Genomic DNA, 15,696 nt, shown 5'->3' on the forward strand with positions numbered 1-15,696 from the left:
TACGACAGCAATATCTCAACACAAGCGGACTCACAGAACGCGGACAAAGCGGCCGTTCGGTCAAACCATTGCGGGCAAGTTGGGTCAAATTGAATCAAGGGCAGTTATTTCATCGATTAATTAGATTTCCCAAAATCGATCCTTCCCGAACCAGTGCCACTTAAGTCGAAAATTGCATTCAATCTACACCTGCACACGGCAAAAAATCGGTCAAACCAAAGCCCTGCAACTAAGCGTCGCCGCCGATCTAATTTTACTCGGCTGGTGACCAATTTGGGCCGGGATCATAGGTCGATATCTCAGCTGTTTTTTCAAGCGTATCCGGCCCAAAGTCCGCCTCGAACACGGTGCCGTTTTCACCCACGAGAAAAGAATGGATACCCGTTTCTCCGTAGTCCGCAGGCACCGCAAGCAAGGCGTGACCTGCCACGAACCGATCGCCGACAAAATAGGAATAGGCACCACCCGGAGCATTTGGTCCCTGCCCCTGCAAAATTGCGAAGTAGTAACCGAGGAAAGGTTCGGGTTCGAAATCATCCGCACCGTCGCTCCACCCCGAGGCGGTGGCGCGGGCAAGGGCTTCACCGACAAAACTGTCTTCTTCTGGCCAGAAGAGGCCGTTTCGTGCGCCGGGATCCGATATGATCGTTTGGGCAAATTCCATGACGCCATCGCCATTGTGGTCCACAAGACGAAACGCCGCCTGAAGATCAACATACGCCTCAAGCGTTTCGATTACTTCCAATTCATTCAGTCCGATTTCACGGGCGGAAAGCTCCTCTACCCCGGCTTCTAAATCAAACTTCCAACCATTCTCAGCTTGCAGAATTGGGATCGGAAAGGGCCAACTATCTTCGCCAAGCAGAAGAAAAACCCCATCATCCTCGGGCTGAAAGCGGTATCCCTCAGCATACATGCCAAGCACTTCCTGCCTTCTTTGCTGATCTTCCACCGGATCACCCGTTCCGATTAGATCTTCTGCCTCTGGTCCGAAAATCTCGAGCAGCTTGTTCTGATCATCGGCCCTTAACGCTTCGACAAAAGCGTCCAGTGCGGTTTGCGGAGTTTCGAACAGCGCACCGTCGGAAAACGCCGGTCCAGTAGCCACTGCGATCACTAAAATAGAAAAAACCGATTTACGCATGTTACCGCCTCCCCTTGCCTTTGGCAGCATGTCCCCGTTTGGACGCCTTGTGAGCTTTGCCGCCTGAAGATTTTTTCTTCATAGCCTTACCTTTGGACGCAGCGGTTTTTTGCTGAGCCGTGGCCTTTTTTACTTGAGGTTTCTTAGCTGCTTGCGGTTTCTTTTTGACAGGCTTTTTCGCCGCATCTGGCCGTTTAGTCCGATCGATGGCCTGCTGCTTGGCAGCAGCCTTGTCCCGATCTACGTTACCGCGATTAACCTGCGGCAAGGACTTGCTCCCACTACCTCGATTGGCCAGAGCACCGCTCGCGATAGCCCCCGCCCCTGCACCGGCTGCAACTGCTGCCGCGCCTCCCCTGCTAATATCTGCAGCACCGGATTCACGGCTCAGTTTTGCGCGGAGTTCGTCCGTGCGACCCTCGGGGCGGTTGACAGGCAGGTCGCCGCGACCACCTTCCGGCCTTTTGTGATCAGCGATCTTGTCCCGGGCTTCCTTTTTTCGGTCAGGATCGGGTTTCCATCCGATATCAGTTCGGTCACCAAGATCTATATCGTTACCGATATTGACGTTGCCGTCGACGTCTATGTCGATGTCCGGGTTTCTGTATATCGGGCCACCGCCCCATCCGCCGCAATTCCGGCACCCCCAATAGTCATACCAGTCGTCGTCATCGTCGAAAATCTCGTCGATCAGCGCCACGGTGCCAAATGTCAGCAAGGCCGCGCCCACTACGTCCCCGGTCGACGGGCCGGTATAGACAGTCTCGGGATTATATTGCGGGACGTACACTGTTTCGGGTTGTGTCGGAGTAATTACAACAGTTTCTTCATCAGATACCACGACAGTTTGCTCGGGCCCGGAAACAAGAGCTCCGCTGTCAATTGCCTGATCCCGCATTACCTGCACCGCATCCAGCACATCGTCGGACTGGGCCAGCATGGCGGTGCCGACTGTCTCGGTCCAATCGATGTGGGTGGCCATTTGACCGACGACTTCGGGGAACGCCGTGGCCAATACACTTACAGACGGATCCCAGCCCATAGCTTCGATTTCCGGCTCGAGCTCTACGGGGTCGCGGTCGGCGTTATCCAACAAATACCGTTCTGCTTTAACAATCTCCAGTGGCTGAGTGGCCGCAACGAATATCTGTATGAGTAGAGTGTCGGGAAAAAGAGCCACCGGGGCGACCAAAGTTTGCAACTCAGCATCAGATAGAAGGTCGGATGAAGTTTCAGACGTAACTTCCGTTGCAACAGTATCGGACGCCTCTTGTGCGAACAGGGCGTTAGATGTGCTTAAACTGAGAGCAAATATTATATATCTAAACATATTGCGATCCTTCAATTTATCGAAGGATCGCCTAAGACCGTGATTCTGGCAACTGGCCTGCCAAATGGAGGATCATTTAGTAAAACATGGTCATTGGTCAAGCTGGCTTGAGCGGTCAGTTTGCTTACAAGGCCAGCTTCTATTGTGCAGGGCGATTAACTCCCGACAAAACTGTTTTGCGCGACAAGCTTCAGGGATTAATGGGGGCGAAAACATACAGAGCTTTTAGTGCTTCGCTCGGCTCCACCCCCGGCAAAGCGAGACGAAATATCTCTTCCATTGTGCCCTGAGCATACATTTCCGACAGAATACTATCGACAACGAGTCGAAAGTTATCGTCACCCCTCGCGATGGCCAATCCTTGCTTTTCTATCGTCAGTATTTCCTGGGATAGTTTGAATTTGCCCTTTAGTCCCGCAGCAATGTAGTTGACCAGCAAAATCGACTGATCTGCAAAATAGGCGTCAATTTCACCGTCTCGAAGTGCTTTGATACCGTCTGGGTGTGAAGCGAACCGCACCATTTCTGCGTCGATACCTGCAGCTTCAAATGAATTCAGAACGGACGCTTCTGTTGTTGTGCTGCTTCTCATTCCAACCTTCTTTCCCGCGAGTGCACCCATGGTGCCCTCAGCCTCGATTGGTAACAATATGGACGTGCCATCGACATAAGTTGGAATTGAGAAATCAACAATTTCGCGTCGGGAAAGTGTAATCGACGCTGCCCCGCAGAGCATATCCACCTCTCCGGAAGCTACTTTGTCGAAACGATCCTTAGAGTCGACCGGAATGAACTGAACATTCAAATCCTTCAATTCCAGTTTCTGCGCAATTACCTTCGCTACATGATCGCAAATCAACGGCGACAGACCAAATGGGCGACCTTGGTCGTTAATGTAAGACAACGGAGCAGCATCTGTTCGAAAACCAAATCGGATTTCGTTGTTTTTTGTTATCCTGTCGATTGTTTGGGCAACCGCGCCGGTTGTGAATAGAACCGTCACAATAAGTATAGAAAGCAAGCGCATGGTTTTTCCCTCTTTAGTGGCGTAACACCCTTGTGGAGGTGAAAAGCACCTTGTGTCGAGAGTAAAACACATTGTGTCGCCTAGGAGTCGTTTTGTTGATGAGAGGTGCAGGCATGGCGACGAATCGAAAGTATACCCTCGCAATATTGGCAGATGCCCGAATGCATCTGCTCCTGCTCAGGGCTTAACGCGAGAGAAAAGTCTTGTGGGCAGAGCTTGTGCTCGAAGTTTCAAAGGACCCGCGTCAACTGCAAGTCGTTGCGACAACACAACACCGCACCAGTATATTTTCGTGGTGCAAACTGTTGACCTTCGCCGTGACGCTGTACGTTAGGGTTGATATTCAACGGTGAGGTTGAGCGAAGGGTAATGGGAATAGAACTACAATGGAGTTTGGCGGAACTTGGGGCGCGTAAAACCGTACCTTTTGCCTTTGTGTGTTTACTGTTCTTCGCATCCTGCGCAACCACGAACCCAGAACTTTTGAAGTCCGAGTTGAACGCTCGACCCAGTGCACAGAATGCGTCGCCAAGCGACTACGCCGGGGAAGTTCAATTTAGCATCTCAAACAAGATTCCCGCTCGTGGGAAAAACCTACCTTACACATTTAACGCGGGCATCAGCAGTGTTACGTCAACGCGCCTAGGTTTCCGAGGGCTCTTAGATCTGCGAGAAATCCAAGTCCAAGCGCCAGCGCTTCTGTCGGGTACTCTGGAACAAAGTTGCTCTTTGAATGTTGACTTTGAACTCGACGACGCCCGCGCCAGCGGTGATCTCATCGAACTCGTAGGCTCAGTGGACGTCGAGCTTTATCGTTGTCGAAACGAAGAATCCGAGGGAACCAACGGGCGTGGAATACGCTTTATCTCGACGACTGTTGGGATCGCCGCAGCGGCACGCGCCAATGTTCAAGATCAATGCGTTCACTTTGATCTTGCCGACGTCGTGCTTCAACCTACTGGGTTTGTCGGCGGGTTGGTTAATCTAATTGGCCTCACAGAGCGCGTCGAGGAGGTCGTTCTCACCAAGGCAAAGGAGTTCACCGAAGAGAATGTGATTTGTCCGGAGATGCCTTCGGAGCTTTCTTCGTTGAATCCGGTTTTCGACGCCGGCGGTACACGAGAAATTGGTGACGGTGGCATCGGTGTTGCGTTGAGCGGCTCAATCGACACCAGTGCGATGACGATGATGGAACTCCTGGCGGTTATGCAATCTCGCGGTATTGTTGGGGGGGCAGGATGATGGATCGGAACTTTCTTCTGATACTAGCTACTGCCGGGCTTTTCGGAACCGCGCTGTTGGCTGAAGAGGTTACCTTCGAAGCAAACGGGGACGTCAAGTTAGGAGATCGTGAGTTTCCCGTTGATCTAGCATTGAGACTAAAAGATGTGAACGCGACAAGGATCTCAATCGAAAGTGTCATAGACCTTCGCCGGGCAAAAGAAATACTTGTAGAGGAACTCAAACGAGCCGCGTTTGTAGATGTCTGCAACGCACTGATCGGTGTGACCGAAGCAACGGCCCGTGCCGACGATACAGTGATTTCGCTAAGTGGGAGGATCGAAGCAGAGCTTTTCCGATGCGAAAGCCGCAGCGACGGTGGATCTATACGCGGCGAGAACACTTTCGCTGGTGGTTTGACGGTGGGTGCTTCCGCTTCGGCCGAATTCAAAGATGACTGCCTTTTTTTCCGTTTGGATGACCTGAGACTTGCTCCGGATCAACTCACCGAGTCGTCCGATGCAAAGGGCAATGTCGAAAAGGTTCGGCAGGTATTCATCGAGACCGCGAACGCAATACTTCAAAGAAACCCGGTATGCCCAGAACTACCTCCCGAACTTGTCTCTCTCTCGCCGACTTACGACGCCGGTGGCACACGGGAGTTAGGGGAAGGTGGCGTCGGACTGTTCTTCCGAGGTTCAATCGAAACGAGTACTGAGGCAATTATTGACATCCTTCAGGTACTCCAGTCGAAGAAGGTGCTTCCACCTCCGCCCCGCTGAACCTAGCCAACGGCTTAGTGCGGTAGATAGAATCTAATTATTTCGAAGAACAAGAACGAGTCGTAGAAATATGCATTTAACGTAGCATCATTCGTGCAATAGATGAGGTCGAAAATGATCCGTTTTGCATCTGTTCTTACCATTTTGCTTGCTTTTTGCGCCCATGCCGAGGACATCCCGAGCACTCAACGCGGCGACAGGCAGTATTCACCTTATCCACGGCAGAGCTTCCCCAATCAGGTCTTTCTTGGCGACACTCATTTGCATACGTCCTACTCTGCAGATGCCGGTATGATCGGCAATGTGCTAGGCCCTGATGAAGCGTACCGCTTTGCCAAGGACGAGGTGGTGATATCCAGCACAGGTGTCGAAGCTAGGCTGCGCAGACCATTGGACTTTTTGGTGGTTGCCGATCACGCTGAGAACTTGGGTCTCGCGCCGCTGTTGGCAGCGAAAGACGCCACGCTTCTCATGACTGAGTTTGGGCAACAACTTAACGCTGCCGTTGAATCCACTGCGGATCCGGTCCGCTTCGAAGAAGTCGTGGGCGGCATCGGTGGGGACGAGAAGGTTGCCCAATATGCATGGCAAACTTCGGCGTCGGGAATGGCGGCAGTTTGGGCAAGAGAAAACACACGCGAGGCCATTTGGCACGCTCTTGCTGAGAAAGAAGTCTACGCAACCACAGGTCCGCGCATGCGCATTCGCGTTTTTGCCGGATACGATTTTGAAGATACGGACCTGCCGCGTGCTGATTTTGCCGCGTATGGATATGAAGGAGGCGTTCCGATGGAGCCAATCTAGACCGCATTCAAATCGTCAAAGGGTGGTTAAATAGCGACGGGACAACTTCGGAACGCGTTTACGATATTTCTTGCGGCGGGCGCGAACTATTGAACGCGAAGTGTGACGGGTCCGTTGGCGGCACGGTTGGCGTTGAGAGTGCTACTTGGACAAACGATATTGGTCAGGCAATTCTATCGGGGTATTGGGAAGACCCCGATTACGATTCGGAACAAAGCTCTTTCTACTATGCCAGAGTGTTGGCAATACCAACGCCACGTTGGACAACATACGATGCCAAAGTGCTCGGAACGGAGATCCCTGACGAAGCCCCACGGTCGATACAAGAGAGGGCATACACATCGCCAATCTGGCACACACCTTAGGGACGATTGTTATAAGGCTGAAATCAGAATTTACTTGGTCCGCTTTGGGCTCGAAGCCGACCTCGGGGCCGTTGCAGCAAAGCCCCCTGCCTCGATAGTAGCTGATCACGAGGACGGCCCAGAGCCGACATCCAGCAGCCAACCGAAATGCTGCGGTAACGCCCGCTTTGCTGCCATTCGCTGCACTAGCGAGAAGGGAGGCCTGTCGAACTCACGAACTGCGGGACATCGGCGACTTGCATTCGAAATCTAATGCCGTCTTCGCTTCGGTTAGTTGGGTGTGTATTGGCGACGTAATTTTGCCATGCGATCACGGTCTGTTTCGGGCTATCGCCACTCACCGCGTACACGCCAGTGGCAACAATCGGTGTTGCGGAGCGTGTCTCGTTCTTTTCTGTGAGCCCTTCGGCTTGTGGGTCCCGGAATTCAGAGAGATACGCCACCGCCGAAACTCTCAAACCCGTTTGTTGTTTCGGTCACATCCGCATCGAAATGGAGGATTAAGGGCATTACCAAGGGCTCGATGTGCTCATTCCATACCGGTCCTTTGTAGAAACTATCTTTGATCCTGTCTCGCTCCTCGAGCGACGAGAATGCCCGCATCCAGTGGACTTTGTCAGGATTGTCCAGATCCCGCAGAGGGCCAAAGACCAGCATCCCGGCGTCGCGCAGAGCAACACGGTTCTCCTGCTCAAAGAACTCGATAAACTCCTCGCGACATCCGGGTTTTAGTGTGTAGCGACGAACTTCGATAATCATGTGTGTAACCTGTTCGCTCAGAAAGTTCTCTTGGGGGAAGTCTGTTGAGATTGATCCTTACCGTACCACTTAACGTACACATTTGTGATACTAGGAACTCAGAACTTCCTGGGTTTCCGCACCCACGTCAATCTTGATAACCCATGATATCTCCCTCCGCACAATGGATGTGGTTGATACTAAATCTCTGTAGAAGTCCGCCAAGTTCGAACAAAGTCTGTCCAGACCCACTAGCCATCGATTGACCGAAACAACGGATCTTGCGCATATGAATTTCATACGTCGAATTTCGGGGCGATGCCGCATGCATTTTCTTGATGAATCCGGTCGAACATCCGACTGCCTCCAGCCGAGGTGACCGAGCCAAAGACGCCTCTTCCTTCGAGTGCCTATTCTAAATGAAATCAGTATATTATCCAGAATCTGTACACCTCCAAAAGCGTCAATCTTGAGTGTGAACTACAGTTCAGCTTGTACTAGAGTTGAATAGTGTTCAGCGCCTTGAACCAAGTTTATTGTGGCTTTTTCACCAAACACACCCTTTAGCGAGTGAGACATTTCAACCGGCGACCAAGTGTCATTAGTCCCGTGCCAAAGGACGACGTCGCACTGCACCGCTGACATAGTTTCGCTCCAATCCGCGACATAGGCGCTGATAAATGCAAGATAGGCCGCTGGCCTCTGTACGAAGCTCTCCGATAGCGCCTTTTTCATAACGCTGACGAAGGTCTCGTCTTCTAAAAGAACTCTTTCCGCAGGGCCGCACTTTGCGAACAATACTTTGACCATAGTTTCTGGAAAAAACCGGGTCAGCAAACTTTGAAGACGCGTCAGAATCCGGAGTATCCTTGGACGCTTCATGGCCAACTCAAAAACCGGTTTTCCCGCCATCTTGGGTAGAAAATCACCTATGAAAAGTGGGGCAGCGGGCGATATCAATGTTAGTCGGCCAACCAGGTTTGGCCTGGACGCCGCAACTTTTATTGCCGCCATGGCGCCGATGGAAAAGCCAACCACATGCACACACTCGCCGTCGTTTTCCCCCAACGCTGCATCTATGGCATCACAAAGATCTGCGTCGATGGCCTTCGGATCAAAGTTCAGCAAATTCAGAGCAATGGCTTCAATACCAGGATTGGCCTTACTTAGTAGCTCCGCATCTGATGGGCTGCCAGGCATACCGTGGCAAAACACTACTTTCTTCATGATCGTATTCCCGAGTGGTTTAAATGTGGCGCCACAGATCAACTGCCAACCGTCAGGTCTTCAATAGTTCCGCCGTCGCGCAGGAAGTCGTTCCAAACCCAGGCCATGCGGTCCACAAACCAAATCTTGCCGCCCGAGATCACTACTATGCCGAGGCACGTGAAACCTAAGTCGAATGCCCACAGACCATAGGCAAATGGCAATAGACCAACGCCGCTGGCAATGGCGACCGTATTTGCGACGCGCTTATGATGTTCCGCAACTTTGTCGCGGTGCCGCAGCCAGACACGCTCGCCAAGAACACCCTGTGCGGACCAACTGTCGAAAGACTCCGGCCGCGAAAAAGCGCGTGGATTGATCCATATCCAGACAAGAACGATGCCGACCGCAAGCCACGCCCAATAACCAATCCATGCTCTGCTCCAGATTGCCAACGCCAGAAGCGGCAGGGGTGTCAACACACGGGTCCAAACGGACCAAGAGTTCGCATGCCGCAGCCAAACCTCGTCCTTCATGCCCATGAGGCGTTCGGAAAATCGAGCTATGTCCATCTTTGCAACTCCTGGATCCACCTCTCCGCAAATGGGAGGGATAGGGTTTATTTATGTGGATGAGGAGACGCCGCCCCGCTCGCCAGTTGGTAGGCGTCTGGTTTCTTATTTGAACCAGGGCTTCAGCCCAGGCATTGGGTTGGTCGTACATCACCATATGGGCGGCGCCATCGATAGGGGTAAAACTCTTCGCTGGAGCCTTAAGGTGTTCGTAATACTCACGTGCCAAATCGGCCGGGGTGTTCTGGTCTTCTGCTCCGGTTATAAAGTGGATCGGCAGATCCAGGACCGGGTGCGAGGTGAAGAGGTCGTATGCACCAACAATCTCTGGCTGTTCAATCGCTGTGCTCGATAGATCAAGACCGCGGCGATAGTTCTTAACCTGTGCGTCCGTGTAGTAGGGGCTCCGCCCTTCTAGCACATAGAAGAGATAGCGATCCCATAGCCCTTCGGTGTTAAAGTCTCCGGCACCGTATTCTGCCAAAACTTCACGCTGAACGGTGAGATCTGCCTCATCAAGTGCATCGAACGGCTCAATCGCCTTGAGTTTACGCTGAGTTTCAGCATCGCCGCGAACTTCAGCCTGATCCAATGCCCACTCAAAACCCATGTTCATACTGCGCACCCACGCGACACGCTCAGACGTTGGGATGAATGCGTGATAGGGGGAACTATCCTCTGCGATAGTCATGAAACCCAGCGCGCTGCCCCACGAATGACCGCTCAGAAATATTTTCTCTTGCCTGTAGCGGTCGCGTAGGAGGTTGGTGAGTTGAAGCGTATCCGCCACCAACTTGGATGGCGTGATGTCCTCTATCGTGAGATCGTCGTTGAATGAACTTCCGGCTCCACGTTGATCCCAATGGACAACGACAAAGTTCTCTTCCAACAAGGGCGTGTGGAACAGATCGACCCAGGGCATCACGGCACCACCCGGACCCCCGTGCAAAAATAGCAGGACCGGTTGGGATAAATCACAAGTGCGAATAAGTATTGTTTGCTCAATCCCGCCAAGAACAACTATTTCCTGTGAAACGAAGCTTCCGAAACACTCTATAGCTGCAACATCTTCGCCGCTGCGCGTCACGGAAATTTCTTGACGATCCTGGGCAAATGACGACCCAGCAAAATTGGCGGCACAGAATGTCAACAGTAAGAGACGGCGTTGAAGCTTGAATGAGTACATTGTTCGCTGTCCATTGGATTAATGCATTGTGGTTGCGTCTCGAATCTATTGCGACCTGAACTCAATACCTCAGGTAGAGATTGGGCTCGCGCTCGTGATATTCTGGGAGGCCAACATCGCGACGCATGTGATTAGATAGGAATGCCAGCTCGCCATGTTTGGGTAAACGCGGGAAAACAGGACCGCCCATAAACGCTGGGCGTTTCGAGACCATAAAAGTAAGATAGTCGAGCCAAGCTTTTACTTTAAGTGGTCTTAGGTGTAGCCGCTCATTCATTAGAGTTGATACTTTAGTCACCTGGCGCCCCGTCGAAATTTGAAGGTGGTAGAAAAATGGGGAACCGTTTGAAGTCCCCCGCCATTTTCGAAATCTCGAATGGCTAGCGCTAGAACTTGTAGGACACCCGAAGCGCGACAGAGTCAGCCGTGATATCATCACCAGACGTGTCGTACGTGTCTCGTAGGTATTCAAGACCAACCAGAACCCTGTCCGCCGCGCGATAGGTCACGCCAACACCAGCGGAATAGCCGTCTTCGTTCTTGGATCCGCCATCAATGTTTGCATAGCCAATCACGCCATAGAGGTATGTCCGGCCAAATACATGACCACCTTTGAACTTCAGGCGTACAGTATCGACTTTTTCGACTTTCCTTCCGGACTCAACCTCAGCGCCCGCGTCATAAGTAAGTTCACCACCAATTACGTAACCGTCAAAATCGTGTAGATAACCGGCATGGAGACCCAGAGTTGCATTTCCATTGTCGTTGTTGCCCTCGGAGACATCGATTGTGGATAGCTGCAAGCCCGCATTGAAACCGGTCCAGCTTTCATTTGCCAAGGACAAAGTTGGCATCATGGCTGCCAGTGTGATCATCGTGATAGTCTTCATTTAAACGGTCCGTTCTCTTGATTGTACGGAAAGACCATCTGGACGCTGGGCATGCGTGATGCGCCAGCGGGAATGATTTTCCGTTAGTGGGGGTGTTGGAATTACCGCTTTCCGTTTTCCGTCCAGCGGTGATCCAAAACTTGGATTAGAGGATGGGTTTGGGTTTGCTGGTCATTTGAATCAGTTTCCCTGATTGGTCATATCGGGCAGTGACCAGTACCCGACGCGCATGTGCCACCTCCAGCGGGCCACCAACAACTTCCCAAAGCCCGAAGGTAAAAAGATCCAGTGTTCCATGACCTGCTGCTCGCGCCAGGTTCGGTTTTGTCCTGGGCTCAACATCATAGACGGCCACCCAGTCTCCATTGGCTTGTTGCTGCAATTCATCGGGCGAGCCCAACTGGCGTTCTACATTGAACCGGGTGGCCTCCTGGCTAACGACGCTCAGGTCAGGGCCATCTCTGCCAGTCGCTGCCATGTTGGCGGCGCATCCGCTCAGAGCGGCACCAAAGATGAGCGCGACGAACACTGAACGCACAAACTGACTGGAGGTCGCAAGGCGTTGCATTGCTAACCATCGAACTCGACCTGCTTCAAAAGAGACTGGGTTCTTCGGCCCTATTGATTTATGGGGTTTTTTCATGGCCTTTCCATATCCTGATTGAATTGTGCGTTGCATTGGGGGCTTCTGCTTCAAGCAGTTTGTAATCAGAATCCCGAGCAGTTGGCGAATACCCGCCAGGCGAGACATTCGACGCAACTCGGATGGCGAAGTAATTCCACAGACAAGAGCATTCATGACATTCGATCCTGCATCGTGCGCGCAACTCAACCGGATCCGCAAAGCACTACCGCTTGCGGAGTTTGGCTGCGTAAACGCATCGTTAAATTCGGGTTGGCAGGTGAATTACATTGCTCTGCCAGGTGAGTCGGGGTACAAACCGACCATGGGTCTGTATTTGCAGACCGCCGGTCGGTTTGCAAGAGGAAAGTGTATGAAATCTACGAAGCGAAAGAACATGCCGCCCGAAGAACGGCGTGCTCAGCTGCTGGGATGCGCACAGATGTTGTTCTTTTCCAAAGGTTTCGAGGATACGACCATACAAGATGTGCTGGATATGGCGAGCGTCTCAAAGGGCGGATTTTATCATCACTTCAAATCAAAGGACGAGCTGTTGTTCGGTGTCTTGGACGGAATGGCTGAGGGTGTCTTTTCGCAGATGGCTGTTGTTGCCTCTGATGAGACCTCCTCTGCGCTCGACCTGTTGCACAGCTTTATCCACCTGCGGGCAAACTACCTGCGTGAACATGACTACCCTGGTCAGGTTGAATTTTTCCGGGTCATGAATCAGGACAAAAACATGGTTCTGCTTGAACAGTTCAAGCGCAGGGTCAGAACCGGTGCTATGCCCGTCCTGACCGGGATCATTCAGAAAGGCTGTGATGAGGGCACATTTACTGTCGCAGATGTTGATACTGCCGCAGAACTCATATTGTTCCTAAGCACCTTTATTGATCTCGCGCTGTTGCGCGCGATTGATGCACGGGGATCTGACATAGCCGATCAAGCCGCAGAAAAATTGCAGGCGGCAATCGACATGCAGTTTCTCACACTCGACCGCATTCTGGGATTGCCGGACGGGACAACAGATTTCGGCTGGCCAGAAGCGGTGGAGGTTACCATGGCAACTGTGCCTGCAACTCTTCCATCGGCAAACTAATCTGGCCTAGTCAGCGATTACCTGGTGCAGCATTCGGTAATAAGGGCTCGCCACTGACATTCTCCGCAACACGCGTCAGCGCCGTTTCCCTAAGCCGTCGGATATTGGCGTAAGTCGCAGCGTCAAGAACATTGGGCTCGATGCTGACCTCGGTGCCGTTGCAGCAAAACCCCCTGCCCCGCAAAAACTGAAATAAGGACGGCCCAGAGCCGACATCCAGCAGCCAACCGACATGCTGCGGTCGCAGCCCGCATTCCGGACATTCACGGGACACGCTGAGAGCACAGGTCGGTCTAAGGTGTGAAGAACGGAGTTGCCGACCAAAAACCAAAGATCAAGATCGGCTTAAAAGGTTTTGGTTCTGGATCCTGTTGCATCCGCTTGAGTGACCCCATCAAGAATCCAGCCTATAGCAAGCATGAACCGTTCGCCGCCGTCTCTGGTTGCATAGGTTTGCATGTTCTTTTGTAAGATCGGGGTATCCTCGGGCGCGAGTTGCTTGCCCAACTCCTCACGTATCTGCGGTGGCCGGGTGAGATCGTTGGCGATCGATCCGATGAGTAGCATGGTAATTGCGTCACTCGCTTCGGCGATGGCCCTACCGCTGAACCCACCCGCCCTGAGACATTCAAACATCAGCTCTGTCGTGGTGGCGGTTCCGGGGCCGATGATAGCCTGGCGGACAAAGATCATGCCCGCACCAGGTGTTTCCAATAGCCGCTTTCGAACCTCCTCCAAAAAATCGAGTAAGCGGTCTCTCCAATCTTCCCCTATTCGCAGACCCTGCGCGGCTGCAAGAAAGAGGCTATCAACTGCGAGGGTGGCGAGTTGGTTCTTGTCGTCGATATGATGATAGATCGCCATGGCTGAAACACCGCATTCTTCTGCCACGCGCCGCATTGTCAGTGCGGATGGGTCGCTTGACTTCAAAACGACAAGGGACGCTTCAACAATTTTGTCCACCGTTAAGTCACGGCGTTTGTTTGTTTTTTTTGATCGCTTAGTGGGTTTGTGCATTTCTTTATTTTACATTGTATAATTAAATATACAAGGTAAAGTTATATAAGTTCGACTTGGGAGGAATGCATGAGTCTGGAAGGTTTGCAAGTTGGAGTGATCGGTGGCAGCATCGCAGGCTGCGCTGCAGCAACAGCGTTGACCCGAGCTGGCTGCAATGTGGACGTGTTCGAACGATCCTCAAAAGGGCTGATGGACCGCGGGTCCGGCATCGGCATTCCGGGCCCTCTACGCGCCACGCTTATGGACAAGGGATATCTTCCTAAGAATTTCCCAAGTTGCGAGATGAAATCGCGTTGGTGGCAGTTTCCCGATGGAAGTCGTGACGGAAAGCGCTTGTGGACCCAAGCGACCCCCGCCTTCGCCAATAACTGGGGGAACCTGTGGCGTGCGCTGCGGGAAACAGTCTCCGATGACATCTATCACGAGGGCAAGATGCTCTTGGATTTCACAGAGACTGCAAATGGCGTCACAGTGACCTTCCAGGACGGTGATACGCGAGACTTTGATCTTCTCATAGGCGCGGATGGATACAACTCTGCGGTGCGCCAAAGGATGCATCCCCACATCGAAATGGACTACGCAGGCTATGTGCTTTGGCGCGGGAATTATCCTGAGGCAGAGTGTGCCGACACCCATTTGATTGAGGCGATCGACAAAGAGACGGCCTGGTTGACTGTCCCTTTTTCGGGCGGACACGGAGTCCTTTACATGATCCCGAATTTTGACGGCAGCGCCGCGACCGGGCAACGCCGTGTGAATTGGGCAGTGTACGCATCCTGTCCTGAAGCACAACCGTTGAACGGCGTCGAATCTATTCCCCCAGGCAGTGTCACGATGGCGGCGTTCGCCGAGCTTCAGATGCTGTTGAACGATCACTTTCCACCCGCCATTCGCAGCCTCCTCGCCCAAACCCGCCACAAAGACGTGTCGATACAGCCGATCTATGACAGCATCGTCGATACCTATGTCAGCAAAAGAACGCTGCTGATTGGCGATGCAGGAACAATGACCCGCCCGCACACTGCAAGCGGGGCTACAAAGGCATTAGAAGACGCGCTGGCGCTGGAAATGCTTGCGGTCGCAGCCAAAGATCTACCTGACCTGCTCAAAAGCTACGACGCCCAACGATGCGAGCAAGCAAAAACCCTCAGTCAAATTGGCCGACGTATTGGCCACCTGCAGGTCGTTGAAACCCCTAATTGGGAGGATATGTCGCCAAAGGATTTTGAGGATCTGCACTCTGCGATCCTGTCAGGTGACAAGCTCTATCTCTACGGTGAGGATGCGTGAGCCGAAGTGGCGGGCATGACTGGTCCAATTTTGAGCAGCCTTAGAAACTTGATTCAGCGGATCTTCTTAAGCGTTTATCGCCCATAATCCACAAGGCGGGCGCTCGCTTTTCGATGATGACTGGACAGTCTAGGCTTCTTGCAGCCCCCGGTGTCGCCGCAGCATATTGGCGGCGAGGACTATGCGCGCGGATCACGGCCCTTTCCGGACATACAGTATACGATAACGATACTGCGGTCGCAGCCGGCATTTCTGCCGTTCGCTTCAGGCTCAAAACCCACTACATTGCCGCCGACAATCAAACGATTTCTTGGCATGGCTTTTGGACCCTGCTTATTGTTACCTAAACCACAAAACGCCCTGATTTGCAGGGTACTTCAGACTCGGGCGGCATATGAGC

Annotated in this window: 13 protein-coding genes and 2 pseudogenes; 5 read left to right on the forward strand and 10 right to left on the reverse strand. The window is 52.5% G+C overall.

The genetic code is table 11. From position 1 onward, the window contains the following. Positions 1-253: 253 nt before the first annotated feature. From AC2FH9_RS06450 to AC2FH9_RS06460, 3 genes are all read right to left on the reverse strand, one after another. On the reverse strand, positions 254-1,144 hold the full coding sequence (locus tag AC2FH9_RS06450; RefSeq protein WP_496749934.1) for a DUF2950 family protein: 891 nt from the start codon (positions 1,142-1,144) through the stop codon (positions 254-256). 1 nt (position 1,145) lies between these two features. Then, the gene (locus tag AC2FH9_RS06455; RefSeq protein WP_496749935.1) at positions 1,146-2,489 is read right to left on the reverse strand and encodes a DUF3300 domain-containing protein; all 1,344 of its coding nucleotides are present in this window, start codon (positions 2,487-2,489) and stop codon (positions 1,146-1,148) included. Between the two features lie 175 nt (positions 2,490-2,664). Then, on the reverse strand, positions 2,665-3,501 hold the full coding sequence (locus AC2FH9_RS06460; RefSeq protein ID WP_496709591.1) for an amino acid ABC transporter substrate-binding protein: 837 nt from the start codon (positions 3,499-3,501) through the stop codon (positions 2,665-2,667). 369 nt (positions 3,502-3,870) lie between these two features. Between AC2FH9_RS06460 and AC2FH9_RS06465 the strand changes: the two genes are divergently transcribed. The 3 genes and pseudogenes from AC2FH9_RS06465 (at position 3,871) to AC2FH9_RS06475 (ending at position 6,673) form a co-directional block, all read left to right on the forward strand. Next, complete coding sequence (locus AC2FH9_RS06465; protein WP_496871110.1) at positions 3,871-4,743, forward strand: hypothetical protein; 873 nt, start codon at positions 3,871-3,873, stop codon at positions 4,741-4,743. Next, complete coding sequence (locus AC2FH9_RS06470; RefSeq protein WP_496871111.1) at positions 4,740-5,504, forward strand: hypothetical protein; 765 nt, start codon at positions 4,740-4,742, stop codon at positions 5,502-5,504. The genes AC2FH9_RS06465 and AC2FH9_RS06470 overlap by 4 nt, the downstream gene beginning before the upstream one ends. Before the next feature lie 291 nt (positions 5,505-5,795). Then, positions 5,796-6,673, forward strand: a pseudogene (locus AC2FH9_RS06475) (DUF3604 domain-containing protein). A gap of 426 nt (positions 6,674-7,099) precedes the next feature. Here the strand turns inward: AC2FH9_RS06475 and AC2FH9_RS06480 are convergent. The 6 genes and pseudogenes from AC2FH9_RS06480 to AC2FH9_RS06505 all read right to left on the reverse strand — a co-directional run bounded on the left by AC2FH9_RS06480 (position 7,100) and on the right by AC2FH9_RS06505 (position 12,064). Continuing rightward, positions 7,100-7,432, reverse strand: a complete 333-nt coding sequence (locus AC2FH9_RS06480; RefSeq protein ID WP_496871112.1) for an antibiotic biosynthesis monooxygenase — start codon at positions 7,430-7,432, stop codon at positions 7,100-7,102. Between the two features lie 459 nt (positions 7,433-7,891). Next, positions 7,892-8,638: an alpha/beta fold hydrolase gene (locus AC2FH9_RS06485; RefSeq protein ID WP_496871113.1), complete on the reverse strand. Its 747-nt coding sequence runs from the start codon at positions 8,636-8,638 to the stop codon at positions 7,892-7,894. A gap of 38 nt (positions 8,639-8,676) precedes the next feature. Beyond that, a complete protein-coding gene (locus AC2FH9_RS06490; protein ID WP_496871114.1) occupies positions 8,677-9,189 on the reverse strand; it encodes a DUF6653 family protein in 513 nt (170 codons plus the stop codon). A gap of 130 nt (positions 9,190-9,319) precedes the next feature. After that, positions 9,320-10,375, reverse strand: a pseudogene (locus AC2FH9_RS06495) (alpha/beta fold hydrolase); the annotation flags it as partial. A gap of 386 nt (positions 10,376-10,761) precedes the next feature. Then, complete coding sequence (locus AC2FH9_RS06500; RefSeq protein ID WP_496871115.1) at positions 10,762-11,265, reverse strand: outer membrane protein; 504 nt, start codon at positions 11,263-11,265, stop codon at positions 10,762-10,764. 145 nt (positions 11,266-11,410) lie between these two features. Then, the gene (locus AC2FH9_RS06505; protein ID WP_496871116.1) at positions 11,411-12,064 is read right to left on the reverse strand and encodes a hypothetical protein; all 654 of its coding nucleotides are present in this window, start codon (positions 12,062-12,064) and stop codon (positions 11,411-11,413) included. Positions 12,065-12,260: 196 nt separating this feature from the next. On the opposite strand from AC2FH9_RS06505, the gene AC2FH9_RS06510 reads away from it, so the two are divergent. Next, entirely contained in the window at positions 12,261-12,986 is a 726-nt protein-coding gene (locus AC2FH9_RS06510) for a TetR/AcrR family transcriptional regulator (protein ID WP_496749944.1), read from the forward strand. Positions 12,987-13,331: 345 nt separating this feature from the next. On the opposite strand, the gene AC2FH9_RS06515 is transcribed toward AC2FH9_RS06510, so the two are convergent. After that, on the reverse strand, positions 13,332-14,003 hold the full coding sequence (locus AC2FH9_RS06515) for a TetR/AcrR family transcriptional regulator (protein ID WP_496871117.1): 672 nt from the start codon (positions 14,001-14,003) through the stop codon (positions 13,332-13,334). Between the two features lie 69 nt (positions 14,004-14,072). On the opposite strand from AC2FH9_RS06515, the gene AC2FH9_RS06520 reads away from it, so the two are divergent. Further along, a complete protein-coding gene (locus AC2FH9_RS06520) occupies positions 14,073-15,296 on the forward strand; it encodes an FAD-dependent monooxygenase (RefSeq protein ID WP_496871118.1) in 1,224 nt (407 codons plus the stop codon). Positions 15,297-15,696 lie beyond the last annotated feature (400 nt).

This window comes from Ruegeria sp. CDSC081 (genome assembly GCF_059610485.1).

Coding starts and splice junctions, on each gene's coding strand:
- AC2FH9_RS06450 (WP_496749934.1), bottom strand. CDS start 1,144: ATGCGTAAATCGGTTTTTTCTATTTTAGTGATCGCAGTGGCTACTGGA.
- AC2FH9_RS06460 (WP_496709591.1), bottom strand. CDS start 3,501: ATGCGCTTGCTTTCTATACTTATTGTGACGGTTCTATTCACAACCGGC.
- AC2FH9_RS06465 (WP_496871110.1), top strand. CDS start 3,871: ATGGGAATAGAACTACAATGGAGTTTGGCGGAACTTGGGGCGCGTAAA.
- AC2FH9_RS06470 (WP_496871111.1), top strand. CDS start 4,740: ATGATGGATCGGAACTTTCTTCTGATACTAGCTACTGCCGGGCTTTTC.
- AC2FH9_RS06480 (WP_496871112.1), bottom strand. CDS start 7,432: ATGATTATCGAAGTTCGTCGCTACACACTAAAACCCGGATGTCGCGAG.
- AC2FH9_RS06485 (WP_496871113.1), bottom strand. CDS start 8,638: ATGAAGAAAGTAGTGTTTTGCCACGGTATGCCTGGCAGCCCATCAGAT.
- AC2FH9_RS06490 (WP_496871114.1), bottom strand. CDS start 9,189: ATGGACATAGCTCGATTTTCCGAACGCCTCATGGGCATGAAGGACGAG.
- AC2FH9_RS06500 (WP_496871115.1), bottom strand. CDS start 11,265: ATGAAGACTATCACGATGATCACACTGGCAGCCATGATGCCAACTTTG.
- AC2FH9_RS06505 (WP_496871116.1), bottom strand. CDS start 12,064: ATGAATGCTCTTGTCTGTGGAATTACTTCGCCATCCGAGTTGCGTCGA.
- AC2FH9_RS06510 (WP_496749944.1), top strand. CDS start 12,261: ATGAAATCTACGAAGCGAAAGAACATGCCGCCCGAAGAACGGCGTGCT.
- AC2FH9_RS06515 (WP_496871117.1), bottom strand. CDS start 14,003: ATGCACAAACCCACTAAGCGATCAAAAAAAACAAACAAACGCCGTGAC.
- AC2FH9_RS06520 (WP_496871118.1), top strand. CDS start 14,073: ATGAGTCTGGAAGGTTTGCAAGTTGGAGTGATCGGTGGCAGCATCGCA.